Source organism: Mycobacterium sp. PTI7 (genome assembly GCF_056679845.1).
In genome coordinates this window covers 834,971-852,892 of sequence record NZ_CM155252.1, presented here as the reverse complement: position 1 = coordinate 852,892, position 17,922 = coordinate 834,971, and the positions used below count along the sequence as shown (strand labels likewise).

Here is a 17,922-nt window from a genome sequence, read left to right as displayed (position 1 = left end):
CCTGCTCGGGCCCACTTGCGACGGACTCGTGCGCGACTTGGCGAGCCGGCCGAACACACGAAGTGACGGAGGCGTAAGTCGGCCGTCACGCGGGTAGGCAGCGGAGGAAATCGTTCACCGCACCGACGCGAGGAATCACCGAACATGCCCGAATGCACAGGCAGCCACCACGAACTCGCCACCGACCCACCGCCGAACACCGCCGCCACCTGCCCCGAGTGCGGGCGTGCGGTCGGCGTCGAGGCCCGCCACTCGTCACACGGCCTGACGTTCGCCGTCGCGCGCCACCAGACCGTCGGCGCTCCCCGCTAGGGGCTACCGCACCCGGATCGCGCGTCGGCACGCACAATCGTGCGGTGCGCAGACGTAGACGAGTGCCGGTGACGGGGTTCGACCCCGTCGCCGCCCGCTGGATCCCGACGCCGCGGGCCGACCCCGCCGCCGTCGTCGATCACCTGACGCTCACCACCTACAACGTCTGGTTCGACGACTCGCACGCGGAACGCCGCTTCGAGGCGATCGCCGACGTCCTCCGTCGGCACCGGCCGGACGTCATGGTCTTCCAAGAGGTGACGCCGCTGGCGCTGGCGACGTTCCTGGCCCAGGACTGGATCCGGCACGACTACCGGAGCGCCTCCGTCGTCGGCGGGGACGCCGGAAACTACGGGATGCTGCTGCTCACCCGGATCCCGGTCGCCGAGGTCACCTACGTCCCGCTGCCCACCGAGTTGTCGCGCGCACTCCTGGTGGCCGACCTCGTGATCGGCGAGTCGACGCTGCGGGTCTGCTCGGCCCACCTCGACAGCGGCAAGGCGCGCAGCCGTCTGCGCGCCCGCCAGTTGCGCCGCATCCTCGGCGTCGTGCGCCCCGCCGCGGATGCCGTCGTCCTGGGTGACTTCAACATGCGCGACGCCGAGAACGGGCGCATCACCGCACCCTTCCGCGACGTGTGGCCGGCGCTGCGGCCGGACGAGCCGGGCTACACCGAGGACACGACGATCAACCACATGCGCTACGACATGAAGGACAAGCACCGGCACGTCCGGTTCGACCGCGTGCTCCTCGTGGGCGACGGGTGGTCGGCGTCGGCCATCGACCTGCTCGGCACCGAACCGGTGTCACCCGAGCTGCCGCGCGTGTTCCCGTCGGATCACTTCGGCCTGCGGTGCGACCTGCGCCGCACCCCCGCCGAGGACCGCTGTCGGCGGCGCCGCTGGTACGACCGCCGGCGGTGACCGTCAGTCGTCGTGGTCGGGTTCGGTGAGTTCGGGCGCGTTCTCCCGGGTCGCCATCCCGCCCTCGCGGCCGTGGTCGACCGGTCCTGGTCGCCCGCCCTTGGGCTCGTCGTCGCGTGACTCGTCGGGTGTGCTCATGGTGGCCGTGTACCCGCGTTCGGCTACGTCGTCACCCGGGCGGCGGCTCGGGTGATCAGCCGGTTCAGCCGATCGGACACGTAGACGCTCACCAGGCCGTTGAAGAAGTCCATCCGTAGGCGCGTCAGGGTGGAGGTGGCGATCCGCCAGGAGCCGTCCACCACCTCGTAGGTCTCGGTGTAGTGGCCGTAGCCGCGCAGGTTGAGGCCGGGCCCGAGTCGGACGACGTCCTCCATCGCCCACACCCCGCGCGCGGTGGTCGGCGAGGTCACCTCGATCTCGGGCGCGTGCACCTGGTGGACGGTCGGTCGGGACCCGAGACTCCCGCGGGTGAATGCCACGAACTCGTCCGCGCCCCTGACCACCTTGCCGCCGGACCCCGAGGTGTCGCTGACGAAGTCGTCGGTGAAGAGGTCGCGCCAGCCGGCCCAGTCCTTGGTGTCCAACAGCCGGCAGTAGCGGGCCTTCAGGTGCGCGATCGCCTCGATGGCGAGCAGTCGGGCATGGTCGTCCATGCCGATCACCGTGACACTCTTCGTGGGAAACGTAAAGATGCGCCGGCGGCCGACCGCGTGTAACCCGGCTCACAGCAGCGCCCGACAGTGGCCAGGATCATGGACGGAGGGATTGCGCTCGCACTGTTTAGTCGTACTATTTAAAAAGCCGAGCAGCGCCAGACGGTCGCACGCCACCTCCGCGCGATGCCGACGCCGTTCTGAGCCGGCTCACGCCGGCATCGCCGGTGCCAACGCGACGAACGGTGACACAGTGACACGCGGCTTCATGCCACGCGGCCTCGACCGGGGACGTTCCATCCCCACCCTCCGACCGATCCCGGCCGTCCGCGCCGTGACCGCCTCGTGAGCGCACACGCCAAGGACGTCGACACCGACCGCTTCGCGGCGACGCGCGACACCCCGCGGCCCTTCATCCCCCGGACCATCCGATCTTTCGCGATCGTGGTCATCCTCGCGTGGATCGCGATCATCGCCGTCCTGAACACCGCGGTGCCGCAGCTCGAAGAGGTCGGCAAGATGCGGTCGGTCTCGATGACCCCTGAGTCGGCCCCGTCGATGATCGCCATGAAGCACGTCGGCGAGGTCTTCGGAGAGTTCGACTCGAACAGCTCGGCGATGGTCGTGCTGGAGGGCGAGGATGCGCTCGGCGACTCCGCGCACCAGTACTACGACCAGATCGTCGCGAAGCTGCAGGCCGACGACGCGCACGTCGAGCACGTGCAGGACATGTGGAGCGACCCGCTGACCGCGTCGGGCTCGCAGAGTTCGGACGGCAAGGCCGCCTACGTCCAGATCTACCTGCGCGGCAACCAGGGTGAGACGCTCGCCAACGAGTCCGTGGAGGCCGTTGGAAAGATCGTCGACAGTGTGCCCGCGCCGGACGGCGTCACCGCGTACGTCACCGGCGCCGGTGCGCTCGCGGCCGACCAGATCGCCGCGGGCGACCAGAGCATGCGGACCATCGAGGCCGTCACGTTCACGGTCATCATCGTGATGCTCCTGCTCGTCTACCGGTCGATCGTGACCACGGTGATCGTGCTCGTCATGGTCGTGCTCGAACTGCTCGCGACGCGCGGCGTCGTCGCGTTCCTCGGCTTCCACGAGATCATCGGACTCTCGACGTTCGCCACCAACCTGCTGGTGACCCTCGCGATCGCGGCAGCCACCGACTACGCGATCTTCCTGATCGGGCGATATCAGGAGGCCCGCAGCGCCGGCGAGGACCGGGAGTCCGCGTACTACACGATGTTCCACGGCACCGCGCACGTCGTGCTCGGGTCCGGCCTGACGATCGCGGGCGCCACCTTCTGTCTGCACTTCACGAACCTGCCCTACTTCAACACCATGGGCATCCCGCTCGCGATCGGCATGGTGACGTGCGTGCTGGCCGCCCTGTCGCTGGGCCCGGCCGTCGTGACAGTGGCGAGCCGGTTCGGCAAGATCCTGGAACCGAAGCGTGCGCTGAAGGTCCGCGGCTGGCGCAAGGTCGGCGCGGCCGTCACCCGCTGGCCCGGACCGATCCTGGTCGCCACCATCGGGCTCGCGCTGATCGGCCTGATCGTGCTGCCCGGGTACCGGACCAACTACAACGACCGCAACTACCTGCCCGCGGAGATGCCCGCCAACGCCGGCTACGCGGCGGCCGAGCGGCACTTCTCCCCCGCCCGGATGAACCCCGAACTGCTGCTCATCGAGAGCGACCACGACCTGCGGAATTCGGCGGACTTCCTGGTGATCGACAAGATCGCCAAGGCCGTGGTGAAGACGCCCGGCATCAGTCAGGTCCAGGCGATCACGCGGCCCGAGGGCAAGCCGCTCGAGCACTCGACGATCCCGTTCCAGATCTCGATGCAGGGCACCACGCAGAAGCTCAACGAGAAGTACAACTCCGATCGCGCGGCCGACATGCTCAAGCAGGCCGCCGACATGGACACCACCATCGGCACGCTGACCAAGATGTCGGCGCTCACCGAGCAGATGGCCGCGGTCACCCACGAGATGGTCGCCAAGACCAAGGGCATGGCCGTCGACATCGGCGAGTTGCGCGACAGCATCGCCAACTTCGACGACTTCTTCCGCCCCATCCGCAGCTACTTCTATTGGGAACCGCACTGCTACGACATCCCGGTGTGCTGGTCGATCCGGTCGGTGTTCGACACCCTGGACGGCATCAACACCACCTCGGACGACGTGCAGGAGCTGGTGCCCGAGCTGGAGAAGCTCGACGCGCTGATGCCGCAGCTGACGGCGCTCATGCCCCAGCAGATCGCCACGATGAAGTCGATGAAGCAGATGATGCTGACGCAGTACGCCACCCAGAAGGGTCAGCAGGATCAGCAGCAGGCCGCGTCGGAGAACTCGACGGCCATGGGCGAGGCGTTCGACGACGCCCGCAACGACGACTCGTTCTACCTGCCGCCGGAGATCTTCGACAACGAGGACTTCAAGCGCGGCATGAAGAACTTCATCTCCCCCGACGGGAAGTCGGTGCGCTTCATCGTCTCCCATGAGGGGGATCCGCTCACACCCGAGGGCATCGAGCGCATCGACGCGATCAAGACCGCGGCCAAGGAGGCCGTGAAGGGCACCCCGCTGGAGGGTTCCCGCATCTACCTCGCCGGTAGTGCGGCCACGTTCAAGGACATGTCGGACGGCGCGAATTACGACCTGATCATCGCGGGCATCGCGGCGATGGCGTTGATCTTCATCATCATGCTGATCATCACCCGCGCCGTCGTCGCGGCGGCGGTGATCGTCGCGACCGTGGCGATCTCGCTGGGCGCGTCGCTGGGGTTGTCCGTGCTGATCTGGCAGCACCTCATCGGGATCGAACTGCACTGGATGGTGCTGCCGATGTCGCTGATCATCCTGCTGGCGGTGGGCGCCGACTACAACCTGTTGCTGGTCGCCCGGTTCAAGGAGGAGATCCACGCCGGCCTGCACACGGGGATCATCCGATCGATGGGTGGCACGGGTTCGGTCGTCACGTCGGCCGGTCTGGTGTTCGCCTTCACGATGATGTCGATGGCCGTGAGCGACCTGACGGTGATCGGTCAGGTGGGCACCACCATCGGCCTCGGTCTGCTGTTCGACACACTGGTGGTCCGGTCGCTGATGATGCCGTCCATCGCTGCGCTGCTGGGCAAGTGGTTCTGGTGGCCGCAGATCGTGCGTCCCCGGCCGCTGCCCTCGAAGTGGCCGACCCCGCCGCCGAGGGAACCCGAGCCCGCACCGGCCGGGTGAGCCGTTTCGATCGGGTGGCACGGGGCAATACCTGCCTCGTGGAATCAAGTGGACGAGCGTCGACGACCCGGACCGTTGCCATCGTCGCGCTCGCGGGCGGCGCACTGGCGGCCCTGGCGTTCGTCTTCGCGTGGCGCAGTGACGTGCGTCAGTTGGTCAGGGAGACCGAGGATTATCTGGCGGAGCAGCAGCTCCCGAGCAGGTAGGGATCCCACTCAGGTCCAGTACAGCGTGCGCGCTGCGGGCAGCGTCGACGCGAGTTCTGCGTCGAACCACGACCGCAACTCGGCCATGGTGTCCTTCGGATAGACGTACTTGGTCCCGCCGTACTTGCCGAACTTCCGGGTCCGCGCGTCCTCGTCCATCTCGAGCTTCGTCCGCGGGTACCAGCCCAGGAGCACGTCCTTGCTGCCCGGCGTGAAGCGATGGGTGATGCACTCGACGGTCAGGTCCAGGTCGGGGACGTCTGCCAGCGCGTCGGCGACGTCGCGCAACAGCTGGCCGTAGCCCTCCTGCCACAGCGGAATCGGCATGATCGGGGCGATCGTCAGCCCGACCCGGTAGCCGGCGAGCGCCAGCCTCCGCAGGGCGTCGATCCGCCGCCCCAGGCGAGCGGTACCGCCCTCGAACCGGGACGCCACCTCGTCGGCGTTGACGGACACGCGAACCCGGGTGCGACCGCCGTGCGGGAGGTCGAGCAGGGGGGCGACGCCGTCGTACTTGGTGGTGAAGCGCAGCCCGACCGGCAAACTCCAGTCGTGGGTGCCGACGTGGCTGATCGTGGTCGACAGCGAGCCGGTGAGGTGCTCGAGCGCCAGCGGGTCGGTGTAGCAGGACGCCTCGAACGTCGTTCCCTCGTCCGACCTCTCGGCCGAACCGGAGGTGATGGTGCCCTTGCCCACGTGCTGGTCCATCTCGGCCAGGATCTCCGGCAGGTTGGCGTAGACCCGCGTGATGGGCGGGCCGCTCAGCGAGCCGGCCAGGTAGCAGTACTGACAGTGCCCGGGACAGCCCTGGGCCAAGTCGATCCGCCAGTCGGCGCTGGGCGGGATGGGCTGCAGACGACGCTTGCTGGGCGGCGCCACGACCACCGCCAGCGTGCGCTTGGCGAGCGCGTAGGCGGCGCGGTCGTTCTCGGCGCGCAGCGGCGGCAGTCGGTCGCCGGAGAGGATCTCGATGTCGGTCACGCCGGCTGCCTCGCAGCGGGCGACGATGCCGGCGCCGTGCGGGAGTTCGGCGGCCGATCGGGTCACCAGGACCCGGGCGGGGGTCCACAGGGTGGCGGAGTCGGCGTCGGGAGGAGTGGGTGTCGTCGCTGAAGTCATCCTGCCGTCTTCAACGCCCACCGCGGGGTCGCCATTCCACGAGTTCCGACTCGGACGGGCGTCCACCGTCTTCACCTTGAGTGCTACTATCTAGTGCGCTATGCAATCACGCGCTGGAGATCCACCCACGGATCCGCGCACCCACACAGAAGGTGCCACGATGACGAACAAGCCTGGTGACGTTCACTTCCCGTCGAGGGTCGGCGTGTTCTGGAACAGCGAGCCCTGGCCGATCCGCGATGCGCAGAACATGGCCCGCGAGATCGAGGCGCTGGGGTACGGGTCGCTGTTCATGCCCGAGGGCAACGGCAAGGACGTGCTCGTCGAATCATCGGCACTCCTCGGTGCCACCGACCGATTGGTGGTCGGCACCGGCATCGCCAACATCCATGTCCGGTTGCCCACGGCGGCAGAAAGTGGCGCCCGGATGCTCACGGCCCTGCACCCGGGACGTTTCGTCCTCGGCCTCGGCGTCAGCCACGCTCCGTTCGTCGAGGGCTCGCTCGGCGGTGCCTACCGCAAACCGCTGGCCATGATGCGCACGTATCTGGACGGGATGAACTCCGTGCCTGCCGAACTCGAGCCCGGCTCGAGGCCGACGCGCCTACTGGCCGCCCTCGGCCCGAAGATGATCGAACTCTCCGGCGAGCGCGCCGACGGCGCCCATCCGTACCTGGTGCTACCCGAGCAGACGCGTAACACGCGCGCCATTCTCGGCGACGACCGGTGGATCGTCACCGAGCAAGCGGTCGCCATCGGCGGCAGCGTCGACGATCAACTGCGGCGCGCGCACAGCCACCTGGATCTCTACTCGCGGCTCGACAACTACCGGAACTCCTGGCTGCGGCAGGGATTCGACGAGACCGACCTCGTGATCGGCGGATCCGACCGACTGGCACGCGCACTGGTCGGCATGGGATCGGCCGAGCAGGCGGCCGCCTCGGTCACCGCACAACTCGACGCCGGCGCAGACCACGTGGTGGTGCAGGTCGCCGTCGACAACCCGACCGACGACCCGCTGCCCGATCTGCGGGCGCTCGCAGCGGCTTTGGGCCTCTGATGTCGGACAGCACGACGTCATTCGTCGACGTCATCCGATCGCGGCGGTCCGCCCGTAGGTTCCTGCCGGCTCCGCTGGCGGCCTCGGACATCCGCGCCGTGCTCGAGGATGCCCAGACCTCGCCCTCGAACAGCAACACCCAGCCCTGGGAGGTGCACGTCGCCTCGGGTGCCGTCCGGGATGCCATCAGCGACGAGTTGCTGCGGGCCCTCGACGACGGGCGCGGGTCCCCCGACTTCACGTTCGACTACGGTGACGGAACGCACCTGGAACGGTCACGCGCCCACGGGGCAACCCTGTACGGGGCGTTGGGCATCGGCCGCTCGGACGCAGACGGTCGACGCGAGGTGATCCGGGACAATCTGCGTTTCTACGGCGCTCCCCATGTCGCGTTCCTGTTCATGCCCCAGCTCGGTGACGGTGTGCGCACCGCCGGCGACATCGGCATGTACGCACAGACGTTCCTGCTCTCGCTGACGGCTCGCGGATTCCACGGCATCCCGCAGACCATCCTCGGCATGTACGCCGACGTCGTACGGGAGGCCCTCGGCCTGTCCGACGACCTCAAGTTGTTGTTCGGGATCTCCTTCGGCATGGCCGATCCGGAGGCGTCGGTGAACGAACTCCGAATGCATCGCCTGCCCCTCGGCGACAGCGTCGTGTTGCACGGAACGCCGCTCACCTAGGGCGATACCCGCAGGTCAGGACCCTGAGCAAGATCTCAACCTCAAAACCTACTATTTCCCCGGTTTCCGGTGGACATGCATACCCAAGGTCCGCTAACGTCCTTGCCATGGCGCGCCCCACGCAGCAGGCTCACGACTTCACGCTCGACGACGACCTCCTCGACGTCGAGCTGGAATCGGTGTGCGAGTGCGGGCACCGCAACCCCGAGCACAGCCTCTCGGGGCAGTGCCACGGCTGCCACGACTGCGACGTCGACGACGCCCACGACGACGCGCACGCCTACGAGCGGTGCCGTTGCACCGCCTTCCGGCTGGCCGAGGATCCCTGCCCGGAGCGCATCATCTCGCTGGCCTGCTAGCCCGACGCGGCGGTCCGGAACCTGTCCCGGTAGGCCTTGGGCGACACTCCGAGGTTCGCGACGAACACCCGGCGGAACGTCTCGGCGCTGCCGAACCCCGCCAGCCGGGCGCTCTCCCCCACGCCGTGACCGGCATCCAACGCGGCGCGACCGAGATCCACACGGACGCTCTCGACGTAGCGCGCCGGCGTGGTCCCCATCTCGGCGTGGAACAGCCGGGTCAACTGCCGGGTGCTGAGCGCGGCGTGGGCCGCCAGCGCCTTCACTCCGTGGTCGCCCGCCGGATCCGCGGTGATCGCGTCGGTCACCCTGGTCAGCACCGACTGCGGCGGCGGACTGGTCTCGACGAGCACCGAGAACTGCGACTGCCCGCCCGCCCGCTTCAGGTAGACCACCAGTGACCGTGCGACGTCGCGGACCAGCGGGCTGCCGTGGTCGATCTCCACCAGTGCCAGCGCGAGGTCGATGCCCGCCGACACCCCGGCCGAGGTGAACACGTCACCGTCCCGCACGAAGATCGCATCCGGATCGACCGTGACGTCCGGAAACGCCTTGGCCAGCAGGCGGGTATGCCGCCAGTGGGTGGTGGCCCGGCGACCGGACAGCAGCCCCGCCTGGGCCAGCACGAACGCGCCCGTGCAGATGGAGGCGAGCCGCCGCGTCGCCGGCGCAACGGACCGGACCGCGTCGACGAGGTCGGAGTCGATGGGCCGCCCCACCAGCCCGTCGCCACCGGCGACGAGCACCGTGTCTACGTCCTCGATGTCCGAGATCCGTTCGGTCACCGCGAATTTCGCGCCGATCGACGTGGTCACGTCCGCACCGTCCACCGACGCGAAGCGGAGCCGGTAATGGGCGCCGAACCTGTTGGCTTCCGCGAACACCTCGGCGGGGCCGACCGCGTCCAGGAGTTTGACGCCGTCGAACACCACGACGACGACCTCGCGCCACGCCTGATCCGGTGCCATCCGTCCATTGTGTCCGAATCCGAGGGAAAGGTGGCAGATCCGCCACCGCACCGCGCGGGCGCGAGGGCGCAGGCTCGACGTATCACCCCGTCAGACCGAAGGAGCCCCACGTGACCGCCACGCTTCCGACCCGCATCGCCGGCATCGAGATCCCCGACACACCACTGGTGCGCGCGACCACCGAGTTCATCCGCGACGCCGAGGACGACCTGCTGTTCCACCACTCCCGCCGGGTGTTCCTGTTCGGCGCGCTGCAGGGCCGACGCCGCGGAATGGACCCCGACCTCGAACTGCTCTACGTCGGCGCGATGTTCCACGACCTGGGGCTGACCGAGCGGTTCCGCACCTCGTCGACACTCCGCTTCGAGGTCGACGGCGCCGATGCCGCCCGGGACTTCCTGCTGGCGCACGACGTGCCCGAGGCCGACGCCCGCAAGGTGTGGCTGGGCATCGCGCTGCACACCACCCCGGGCGTTCCCGAGTTCCTCGACCCGGAGACGGCCCTGGTCACCGCCGGCGTCGAGACCGACGTCCTGGGCATCGGACGCGACGACCTGCCGGCGGACGCACTGGCCGCGGTCACCGCGGCACACCCACGACCCGACTTCAAGAGCCGGATCCTGCACGCCTTCACCGAGGGGGTGCGACACCGCCCGGAGAGCACGTTCGGCACCGTGAACGCCGACGTCCTCGCCCGGTACGACGACTCGTTCGCCCGAACGGACTTCGTCGACGTCATCCTCTCGAACGACTGGCCGGAGTAACCCCGAGGGCCGCAGATCTCGGTTCCCGAGACGAAGCCCCGCCGGTGTTCACGCCGCGCACGTGGCTGAACGCACGTGACGACGGGGCTTCGTTGCGTCCGCCGGCCGACGTATCGTCGTCGGCGGCCGCCTCCGTCGTGATGCCCGTTCCGCGGATCGGCAAACTCCACCGCGTCAGGCCAGGCCCTTGAGGATGAGGTTCCAGTACGTCACCGGCAACGCGAATCGGTCGAGCGCCCAAGCGAATCGGTGCGGAGCCACCGGGTCGATGAACGACGGCAGGGACGACGAGAGCGCACCCGTTCGGTCGTACTCGCCGAAGATCAGATGGCGGGTGTCGGTCGTGACGGGCGCCACCGTGTAGCCGTCGTACTCGGTGAGCGTCGTGGCACCCCGCCGCGCCGCGAGCAGGTTGTCGACGAGGATCGAGGTCTGCCGTCGCAGCGCGCCGCCGGAGGGGTCGGTGTCGACCGTCGCGCAATCTCCCACCGCCCACACGTCCGGATGCGTCCGGTGGCGGAACGTGCGCGAGTCGACGTCCACCAGGCCGTGGCTGCCCGCGGCGGCCAGACCCGACTCGGCCACCCACGTCGGCCCACGGAACGGCGGCACCAGGTGCAGCATGTCGTAGCGGATCCGGCGCTCGTCGCCGTCCGCACCGTTCGCGGTGATCTCCTGGTGACCGGGATCGATCGCCGTGACCGCCGTGTCGTGGGACACCTGGACGTCCAGTTCGGCGAGATGGTGGAGCAGCGCGTCGTCGAGAGCGGGGACGCCGAGCAGGGCGGGCCGGTCGATCAGCAACGTCATCGTGACGCCGGGCAGGAGGCCCGCGCGCTTCCAGTGCGCGGCCGCGAGGAACACCGGTTTGACCGTGGTGCCCGTGCAACTCACCGGCGGCCGCGGCACCGTGAACACGGCGTGGCCACCGCGCGGCATCGCCCGGACCAGATCCCAGGTCTTCTCCGCGCGGTCGACGTAGTTGCTCGCAACCGCGGGACTGTCCAGGGCGTCGCCGAGACCCGGCAGGGCGTCCTCGTCGGTGACCAGCCCGACGCCGAGCACGAGATCGCGGTAGCCGTAGGTGGCGCCGCCCGCGCACCGGACGATCTTCGCGTCGGCATCGACCTCCACCGCCGGGTCACGCAGCCAGGTGCACCCGCGCGGCGTCACGGACCGCTGGGTCCGTTCGGCGCTGCCCATCGACGCCTCGCCACCGCCGACGTACGACAGCAGCGGCCGGTACACGTGGACGGTCTGCGACTCGATGACGGCGACGTCGGTGACGCCGCGACGGAGGAGTCGTGCCGCCGCGGCGATCCCGGCGTTGCCCCCACCGATGACGAGGACGTCGAAGGTTCGGACGGCGGGACGGGTCGAGGAGTTCACCTCGCAGTGCTACCCCCTCTGCCGAAGCGGAATCGGCCCCCGGCGAACCACGGGCGCCGCCGCCGCCGCACATCGGTCGGTGACCATCAAGGCCGACGGCACCGTGGTGCGCGGATCGCGATAGTAGGTTCATGGTGTGAGCGGTATGCGCGCTGCCGGGGAGGGCCGCGATGAGCAGTGACAGAGCGTCCCTCGGAGATGTCGTGGGAACCGCGATGGCCGATCTGGTGGCGAGTTTCGCCGCGCCCACCGACCTGACGGCCATCCTCACGGCCGTCACGACCGGTGCCGTGGACCTCATTCACGAGATCGACTTCGCGGACGTCCTACTCGTCGACGAACAGGCGTTCCGGTCGGTGGCGTCCACGGCGCCGCTGGCCCACGAACTCGACGCCCTCCAGCAGGAACTCGCCGAGGGTCCGTGTCTGGCGGCGGCCGCCGAGGACGCCACGATCGTCTGTTCGGACCTCGCGTCGGACCAGCGGTGGCCTCGTTTCGCCGCCGCCGCTCTGGACGCCGGCGTGCAGAGCATGATGTCGTTCCAGCTGTACAGCTACCCCACCGAGTCCGACGGCGGCAGAGGCGGTCGTGGCGCCCTGAACCTGTTCAGCCGCAGCCGATGTGACTTCAGCTTCGAGGACCGCGCCCTCGGCGCGATGCTGGCGACCCACGCGGCGATCGCACTGATCGCCGCCGACCGCCAGAACCAGTTCGAGTCCGCGTTGGCGAGCCGGGACGTCATCGGTCAGGCCAAGGGCATCGTCATGGAGCGCTTCAAGGTCGATGCCACGCACGCGTTCAGCCTCATGACCCGACTGTCGCAGAACACCAACACGACGGTCCGGGCCATCGCGCAGGGCATCGTCGACACCACCTAGCGCACCCGGCCGCGGTCCGCGGGGGTACCTCGCAGGTCCGCGGCATATCATCGACACGTCGGGGTCACACCGCGGTCACGCGGCGCCCACCTCGGCCGGCTGGGTGCAGAAGGCTGCCCGACGACCCTGTCTCCACGAATGATGGAGGGTGGCCTCATGGCCTTCACCCGCCGCTCGGATACGAGCGGGCTGGACGTCTCGACGTCGGTGACCGACGGAGTGGTCGTGCTGTCCGTCGCAGGAACCATCGACCTCCTGACGGCACCCGCCTTCGCACAGCACATCGACACCGCTCTCGACGACGCCTCCGCCGCGCTCGTCGTGCGCCTCGACGAGGTGGACCTACTGGCGTCCTCGGGACTGCGCGTGCTCATCCAGGCGCACCGCAAGGCCGGCGACACGCGTTTCCTGGTGGTTGCCGACGGTCCGGCGACGAGCCGGCCGATGGAGATCACCGGCGTGCACCGCATCGTGCCGCTGTACGCGACGCTCGACGACGCCCTCCTCGCCCTGCAGGAGTAGCAGCCGGGCCGTCTGGGTAACCGACGGGCATCATGCAGACGAACACGTTGGGTGCCGACACCACGCTCACGGTCCGCGGGACCGCCGAGCCCAGCACGGTGGCCCGGTTTCGCGTGGCCGTGAGCGACTGGGTGGACGACGTAATTCCCGCCACCGCCGAGCGTCGCGCGGACATCCTGCTGGCCACCGACGAGGCGATGTCCAACTGCGCCGACCACGCCTACCGCGGCAGGTCCGATCCCGGGTCGATGAGCGTCGAGGTGACCTACCACGACGACTCCGCACGTCTCGACGTGTGCGTGACCGACGACGGCGCCTGGGTGGATCCGGCACCGCAGCAGACGAACGCCCTGCGCGGACGCGGCATACGGCTGATGAATGCGCTCGCCGATCACGTCACGATCGACGGTCGGGGCGACGGCACCACCGTCTGTCTCCGGTTCACCGAGTGCGGCGCAGGGCGCCTCGCGTCCTAGCTCATCGGCAGTCGGGCACGCCCAGGGCCGACCGGGGATTTCGGCGCGTCGGCCGGCGTCCACCCTGGCGGTCCGAACACGTAGCCCAGCCCGTCCCGCACACGCGCCGACCGCCGCACGTCGCCCACGATCCTGGCGTACTCGCCGTACTGCAGGTGCAGCATCCGGTCCGATTCCAGCGAGTCACCGGCCACTCCGTAGTCGAACACGCCGTCGTCGGCGGTGAACGTCCCGAACAGCCGGTCCCAGACGATGAGCATGCCACCGTAGTTACTGTCGAGGTGGGCTCGGTGACGGCTGTGGTGGACGCGATGATGGGCCGGCGTGTTGAACACGAACTCGACGGGCCGGGGCAGCCGATCGACGAGTTCGGTGTGCAGGAAGAATTGGTAGATCATGTTGAAGCCGTAGGCGACGTAGATGGTCCACGGCGCAAAACCCAAAAGCGGCAACGGTAGCCAGAAGATCGCCTCCGACCACGGGTTCCACTTCAGGCGAAGTGCGCTGCCCAGGTTGAAGCCCTCGCTCGAGTGGTGGGCACGGTGGCCGGCCCACCCGACCCGGACCCGGTGCGAGAAGCGGTGGTTGCAGTACCAGGTCAGGTCGACCGCCACCAGGAGCACCGCCCACGTCCACCATTCTTCGGTGGGAAGGTGCCAGGGCGCCCACTCCACCCAGACGACGGTGAACAGCACCAGCGTCAGGAGCTTGAAGACGAACATGAACGCGAGGGACACCGCGCCGCTGATCATGCTCGTCCGCGTCTCGCCACGGACGTAACCGGTCAGCCCACGTCCGTCGCCGGCGTTCAGGGCGACGGCTTCGACGGCGATGAACACGAGGAAGACCGGCACCGCATACAGCACCGGGTTCTGCATGTGCTGCCACACCAGTGACATGGTCGGCTACCTGCTGACGTAGGTCTCATCGAACGCCAGCGGAGGATCGAATTCATTTCCGCCGGCAAATCGACGCTATCGTTCATCTCCGGCAATTCCAGGCGAGCCGGGTGTCGAATTCCTGACGAATTCGACGGCGGGCCGGGAGTAACGGACATCGCGCTCTGCGGTGCCATTCTTCATACTCATCGACGGTGACCGGCACGCGTTCCCACCCACGTCCCCGCACCGGGACAACGGCCGTTGTCGGAAGCCGAATCGAAGTGCTACCCGCGGTATGAGATATTTGACCCCGCAGGGTGCAGACGGTCGCCTTCGCGACAGTCCCCGAGCAACGAGAACGCAGGTGTCGCACGATGGCTTCCGAGGACCCCACCGAGGTTCGCGGCGCACACGTCGAGGTGTCCGCCTCGAACGGGGTGACCGTCGTCGCCGTGACCGGTGTCGTGGACATGCTGTCGGCGCCCAATCTCACCGACATCGTGACCGCCGCACTGGAGGACCATCCGTCCGCCCTGCTCATCGACCTGACCGGCGTCGACTTTCTCGCCTCGGCAGGCCTCGAAGTGCTGGTCAAGGCCCATCGGCTGGCGCAACCGCACACCAGAATCGCCGTCGCGGCCGATGGGCCGGCGACCAGCAGACCGATCAAGATCACGCAGGTGGATCAGTTCGTCCCCCTGTACGCCACCACCTCGGATGCGATCGCCGCACTGTCCGCGCCGGCCGCCGACTGATCGTTCCGGCGCGTCCGCGTTCTGCGGCCAACCGTCGAGACGAAACCCCCGACGCGTTCTTCAACTGCGCTCTGGTCTGAACGCACGCGCCGAGGGCCTCGCCGGACCCACCACTCGATCACGCTTCGGTGGGACCCACCGCCGACTATCCGCAAAGTGCCGAGGCGAAACCGACGATGGCGGATCCGATTCGCGAACAGTCGTCACTTCGGCGTTTGATGACACGACACGACGATCATGACTTTCGGCGGCATCGACGCCGTAATGGTTCACGAGTCACGAGCGGTGGTCGTTTGATCTTGAATGGGCGAGCGAGAGACGTGCCGATCCCCTCGGCAAATCGTCAGCCGTGCCGATCCGCTACGGAATACGGCTTGTCCGGCTCGGGCTCCGAGGGCTCGGACGTGTAGGCCGTCACCTTCAGGAACGGTTCGATCAACGCGTCGAACAGGGCCGGCAGGAACCGGTAGCCGGCAATCGCCGGCCGGTTGAACCACCCGACCTGCCGCTCGCTGGAACGCCGCCGACCGGTCGCTCGGACGATGGCCGTCGCGATCGTCGCGCCGGAGACCGAACTGGGGGGGACCCGCGGGGTCTGCTCGAGATAGTTGTCGGCCGTGCCGTAGACGGGCGTGTCCACCGGACCCGGGTAGATGCCGTGCACCCGCACCCCCGGGAGGTCCCGGTTCTCCTGGCGTAACGCGCGCACGAGGCCGTTGATCGCGAACTTGCTTGCCACGTAGGCGGATTGATTCGGGACCGCGACGGTGCCCAGCAGCGAGCCGACGAGGACCAGGTGTCCCGATCCGCTCGCGCGGAACAGCGCGAGTGCCGACCGCGCGACGTTCGCCGACCCGAGGAGATTCGTGCGAATGATCTTCTCGAACACGTCGGCGGGAAGGTCCTCGAACCTGCCGAAGGCCGTGTTCGCGGCAGACTGGACGGCCACGTCCACCCGGCCGTAGGTCCGGACGGCGAGGTCGAACAGGCGCTGCACCTCGTCCGCATCGCCGATGTCGGTGGACTGGAACACGACGTCGGCCGCACCGGCCTCACGGCACTCCTGGGCGACCTCGCGCAGCGGGCCCTCGGACCGCGCCGCGATGACGACGCAGGCGTGGTCACGAGCGAAGCGGAGCGCCGTCTCCCGACCGATGCCGCTGGAGGCACCGGTCACCACGACGACGCGCGGACGGTTTTGTGCCGTAGGTGAATTCACTGGTGGCCTTCCTGGGCGGTGCGGCGGATCTCGGTCGCGCGGAGCCCCCCGAGGACGGCGGTGGCCGCCACCGGCGCCCACCCGCCCCGCAGGGTCGCGAGGATGCTGGCGCCGACGGCTGCCGGTGCCAGGAGTGCTGCAGGGTCGCGTCGCTTGTGCCGCACACGTTCCAGGGCAGCGGGCGTGCCCGCGACGAGGTTTCCGGCCACGGCTGCGGCCGTGAGCGCGCCGGGACGGCGGCGACGCCTGGCGGCCACCAGCACCGAGGCACCCCACAGCGCCAGGGTCGCGTCGTGCACCCAGTCGAACGCGGTTCGCGTGGTCACCGTGTCCTCCTCCTTCCATCCCATGGCCGCGCTGGTGCCGACGGCACCGTCCGCGAGTCCGTCGATCAGTTCCGAGGCCGCCTGCTCCGAGGAGCGCGCGGCGGTCCAGCCGAGTTCCCGCTTCGCCTTGGTGGTGTCCATCAGCGGCGACTTGGTGGCCACGTCGTACCAGCCGGGCGTCACGGCGATCACCCGAAGCCGGTGCAGCGCAACCACCGCACGTCGGAAGAACCCCGGGTCGACGCCGATGGGACGTCCGCCGACCAGTCCGGCGAGGGCATGGGAGTCCAGCGGATCGGCCGCCACGTTGAACGAGCCCCGTGCGCGCTGCGTCATCATCCGCATCACGGCGTCACCCACGTCGTCGGAGTGCACGAACTGCAGGCTGAGCCCAGTCGGGAGGGGCAGGATCGGAAGCGCCTTGCGCCGCAGCAGCTTCAGTGCCGCCCGCGGGATCACCGGACCGAGGTACAGCGACTGGATCTCCGACGCAGCCTCCCGCTGGACCACCACGGTCGGACGGAAGCGGGACACGGCCGTGTCGGGATGGTCGGCCTCGAATCGGTCGAGCATGTCCTCGACCAGCACCTTGTGCCTGCTGTAGGTCGACGAGGATTGTCCTGCGGTCGACCAGGATTCGTCCACGGGACCGGTGGCACCGGCCGCGTAGATCCCGAGGCTCGACGCGTACACCAGCTGTGTCACGCCGGCGGCCGCCATGGCGTCGAACACGGCCTGCGAGCCGAGCACGTTCGCGCGGTAGAGGTAGTCCTCGTCGTGCAGGGGCTGGATCGCCAGCGCCAGGTGGATGACGACGTCGGCATCGCGCATGGCCGGCGCCAGCTCTGCGGTGGCCGTCGGCGACGACAGATCGACGGCGTGCCAGCGGATTCCCTCGTAGGTGCGTCCCGATGCCGGCGGGCGGCGGCACACGCCCACCACCTCGGCGTCGGGCACGGTGCGCGCGAGCGCGCGGAGGACGCCGGAGCCGACGTTGCCCGAGGCTCCGGTGACGACGATCCGCCGGGGGTCGGTCATGACCGGAGACCGTGCGGATGCGAACCGATGGGTGCTGTCGAGGACATGGTGACCTGATACACCGTCGCTCAGATCTGAAACCCGATCGGTCGGACGCGTTCGTCATCCGTCACGACCTCCCGTCCCCGACCTTGACATCGCC

20 protein-coding genes are annotated in these 17,922 nt (G+C 68.8%); 12 read left to right on the top strand and 8 right to left on the bottom strand.

Translation table 11 applies throughout. The features are described 5' to 3' along the window. Positions 1-144: 144 nt before the first annotated feature. Entirely contained in the window at positions 145-312 is a 168-nt protein-coding gene (locus tag AC1MEY_RS04190) for a hypothetical protein (protein ID WP_480229470.1), read from the top strand. 68 nt (positions 313-380) lie between these two features. After that, entirely contained in the window at positions 381-1,235 is an 855-nt protein-coding gene (locus tag AC1MEY_RS04185) for an endonuclease/exonuclease/phosphatase family protein (protein WP_480229469.1), read from the top strand. Positions 1,236-1,238: 3 nt separating this feature from the next. On the opposite strand, the gene AC1MEY_RS04180 is transcribed toward AC1MEY_RS04185, so the two are convergent. Both AC1MEY_RS04180 and AC1MEY_RS04175 read right to left on the bottom strand, forming a co-directional pair. Continuing rightward, positions 1,239-1,373 carry a hypothetical protein gene (locus AC1MEY_RS04180; RefSeq protein WP_480229468.1) on the bottom strand — a complete coding sequence of 45 codons (135 nt, stop codon included), beginning with the start codon at positions 1,371-1,373 and terminating at the stop codon, positions 1,239-1,241. A gap of 23 nt (positions 1,374-1,396) precedes the next feature. Next, positions 1,397-1,888, bottom strand: a complete 492-nt coding sequence (locus AC1MEY_RS04175) for a nuclear transport factor 2 family protein (protein ID WP_480229467.1) — start codon at positions 1,886-1,888, stop codon at positions 1,397-1,399. Between the two features lie 345 nt (positions 1,889-2,233). On the opposite strand from AC1MEY_RS04175, the gene AC1MEY_RS04170 reads away from it, so the two are divergent. Both AC1MEY_RS04170 and AC1MEY_RS04165 read left to right on the top strand, forming a co-directional pair. Then, positions 2,234-5,134: an MMPL/RND family transporter gene (locus AC1MEY_RS04170; RefSeq protein ID WP_480229466.1), complete on the top strand. Its 2,901-nt coding sequence runs from the start codon at positions 2,234-2,236 to the stop codon at positions 5,132-5,134. Between the two features lie 38 nt (positions 5,135-5,172). Beyond that, positions 5,173-5,340, top strand: a complete 168-nt coding sequence (locus tag AC1MEY_RS04165; RefSeq protein ID WP_480229465.1) for a hypothetical protein — start codon at positions 5,173-5,175, stop codon at positions 5,338-5,340. A 9-nt stretch (positions 5,341-5,349) separates the two neighbouring features. Here the strand turns inward: AC1MEY_RS04165 and AC1MEY_RS04160 are convergent, their stop codons facing one another. Next, positions 5,350-6,459: a spore photoproduct lyase family protein gene (locus AC1MEY_RS04160; RefSeq protein ID WP_480229464.1), complete on the bottom strand. Its 1,110-nt coding sequence runs from the start codon at positions 6,457-6,459 to the stop codon at positions 5,350-5,352. Positions 6,460-6,619: 160 nt separating this feature from the next. Between AC1MEY_RS04160 and AC1MEY_RS04155 the strand changes: the two genes are divergently transcribed. The 3 genes from AC1MEY_RS04155 (at position 6,620) to AC1MEY_RS04145 (ending at position 8,564) form a co-directional block, all read left to right on the top strand. Next, positions 6,620-7,519, top strand: coding sequence for a TIGR03620 family F420-dependent LLM class oxidoreductase (locus AC1MEY_RS04155; RefSeq protein ID WP_480229463.1), 900 nt, complete (start codon positions 6,620-6,622; stop codon positions 7,517-7,519). After that, positions 7,519-8,205, top strand: coding sequence for a nitroreductase (locus tag AC1MEY_RS04150; protein ID WP_480229462.1), 687 nt, complete (start codon positions 7,519-7,521; stop codon positions 8,203-8,205). The genes AC1MEY_RS04155 and AC1MEY_RS04150 overlap by 1 nt, the downstream gene beginning before the upstream one ends. Positions 8,206-8,312: 107 nt before the next feature. Further along, a complete protein-coding gene (locus tag AC1MEY_RS04145) occupies positions 8,313-8,564 on the top strand; it encodes a hypothetical protein (RefSeq protein WP_480229461.1) in 252 nt (83 codons plus the stop codon). Here the strand turns inward: AC1MEY_RS04145 and AC1MEY_RS04140 are convergent. Then, a complete protein-coding gene (locus tag AC1MEY_RS04140; protein WP_480229460.1) occupies positions 8,561-9,532 on the bottom strand; it encodes a GlxA family transcriptional regulator in 972 nt (323 codons plus the stop codon). The two genes, AC1MEY_RS04145 and AC1MEY_RS04140, sit on opposite strands and share 4 nt — an antisense overlap. Before the next feature lie 110 nt (positions 9,533-9,642). Here AC1MEY_RS04140 and AC1MEY_RS04135 point away from each other — a divergent pair, with 110 nt between their 5' ends. Next, positions 9,643-10,296, top strand: coding sequence for an HD domain-containing protein (locus tag AC1MEY_RS04135; protein ID WP_480229459.1), 654 nt, complete (start codon positions 9,643-9,645; stop codon positions 10,294-10,296). 174 nt (positions 10,297-10,470) lie between these two features. On the opposite strand, the gene AC1MEY_RS04130 is transcribed toward AC1MEY_RS04135, so the two are convergent. After that, on the bottom strand, positions 10,471-11,685 hold the full coding sequence (locus AC1MEY_RS04130; RefSeq protein WP_480229458.1) for an NAD(P)/FAD-dependent oxidoreductase: 1,215 nt from the start codon (positions 11,683-11,685) through the stop codon (positions 10,471-10,473). A 170-nt stretch (positions 11,686-11,855) separates the two neighbouring features. On the opposite strand from AC1MEY_RS04130, the gene AC1MEY_RS04125 reads away from it, so the two are divergent. From AC1MEY_RS04125 to AC1MEY_RS04115, 3 genes are all read left to right on the top strand, one after another. After that, positions 11,856-12,563, top strand: a complete 708-nt coding sequence (locus AC1MEY_RS04125; protein ID WP_480229457.1) for a GAF and ANTAR domain-containing protein — start codon at positions 11,856-11,858, stop codon at positions 12,561-12,563. Between the two features lie 156 nt (positions 12,564-12,719). Continuing rightward, a complete protein-coding gene (locus tag AC1MEY_RS04120) occupies positions 12,720-13,085 on the top strand; it encodes an STAS domain-containing protein (RefSeq protein WP_480229456.1) in 366 nt (121 codons plus the stop codon). 32 nt (positions 13,086-13,117) lie between these two features. Further along, positions 13,118-13,561: an ATP-binding protein gene (locus tag AC1MEY_RS04115; protein ID WP_480229455.1), complete on the top strand. Its 444-nt coding sequence runs from the start codon at positions 13,118-13,120 to the stop codon at positions 13,559-13,561. On the opposite strand, the gene AC1MEY_RS04110 is transcribed toward AC1MEY_RS04115, so the two are convergent. Beyond that, positions 13,558-14,460 carry a sterol desaturase family protein gene (locus AC1MEY_RS04110; protein WP_480229454.1) on the bottom strand — a complete coding sequence of 301 codons (903 nt, stop codon included), beginning with the start codon at positions 14,458-14,460 and terminating at the stop codon, positions 13,558-13,560. The genes AC1MEY_RS04115 and AC1MEY_RS04110 overlap by 4 nt on opposite strands. A gap of 356 nt (positions 14,461-14,816) precedes the next feature. On the opposite strand from AC1MEY_RS04110, the gene AC1MEY_RS04105 reads away from it, so the two are divergent. Then, positions 14,817-15,197, top strand: a complete 381-nt coding sequence (locus AC1MEY_RS04105) for an STAS domain-containing protein (RefSeq protein WP_480229453.1) — start codon at positions 14,817-14,819, stop codon at positions 15,195-15,197. Between the two features lie 343 nt (positions 15,198-15,540). Here AC1MEY_RS04105 and AC1MEY_RS04100 read toward each other — a convergent pair whose 3' ends face one another. Both AC1MEY_RS04100 and AC1MEY_RS04095 read right to left on the bottom strand, forming a co-directional pair. Then, the gene (locus AC1MEY_RS04100) at positions 15,541-16,416 is read right to left on the bottom strand and encodes an SDR family NAD(P)-dependent oxidoreductase (protein ID WP_480229452.1); all 876 of its coding nucleotides are present in this window, start codon (positions 16,414-16,416) and stop codon (positions 15,541-15,543) included. Further along, positions 16,413-17,780 carry an NAD-dependent epimerase/dehydratase family protein gene (locus tag AC1MEY_RS04095; RefSeq protein ID WP_480229451.1) on the bottom strand — a complete coding sequence of 456 codons (1,368 nt, stop codon included), beginning with the start codon at positions 17,778-17,780 and terminating at the stop codon, positions 16,413-16,415. The genes AC1MEY_RS04100 and AC1MEY_RS04095 overlap by 4 nt, the downstream gene beginning before the upstream one ends. Positions 17,781-17,922: the final 142 nt, after the last annotated feature.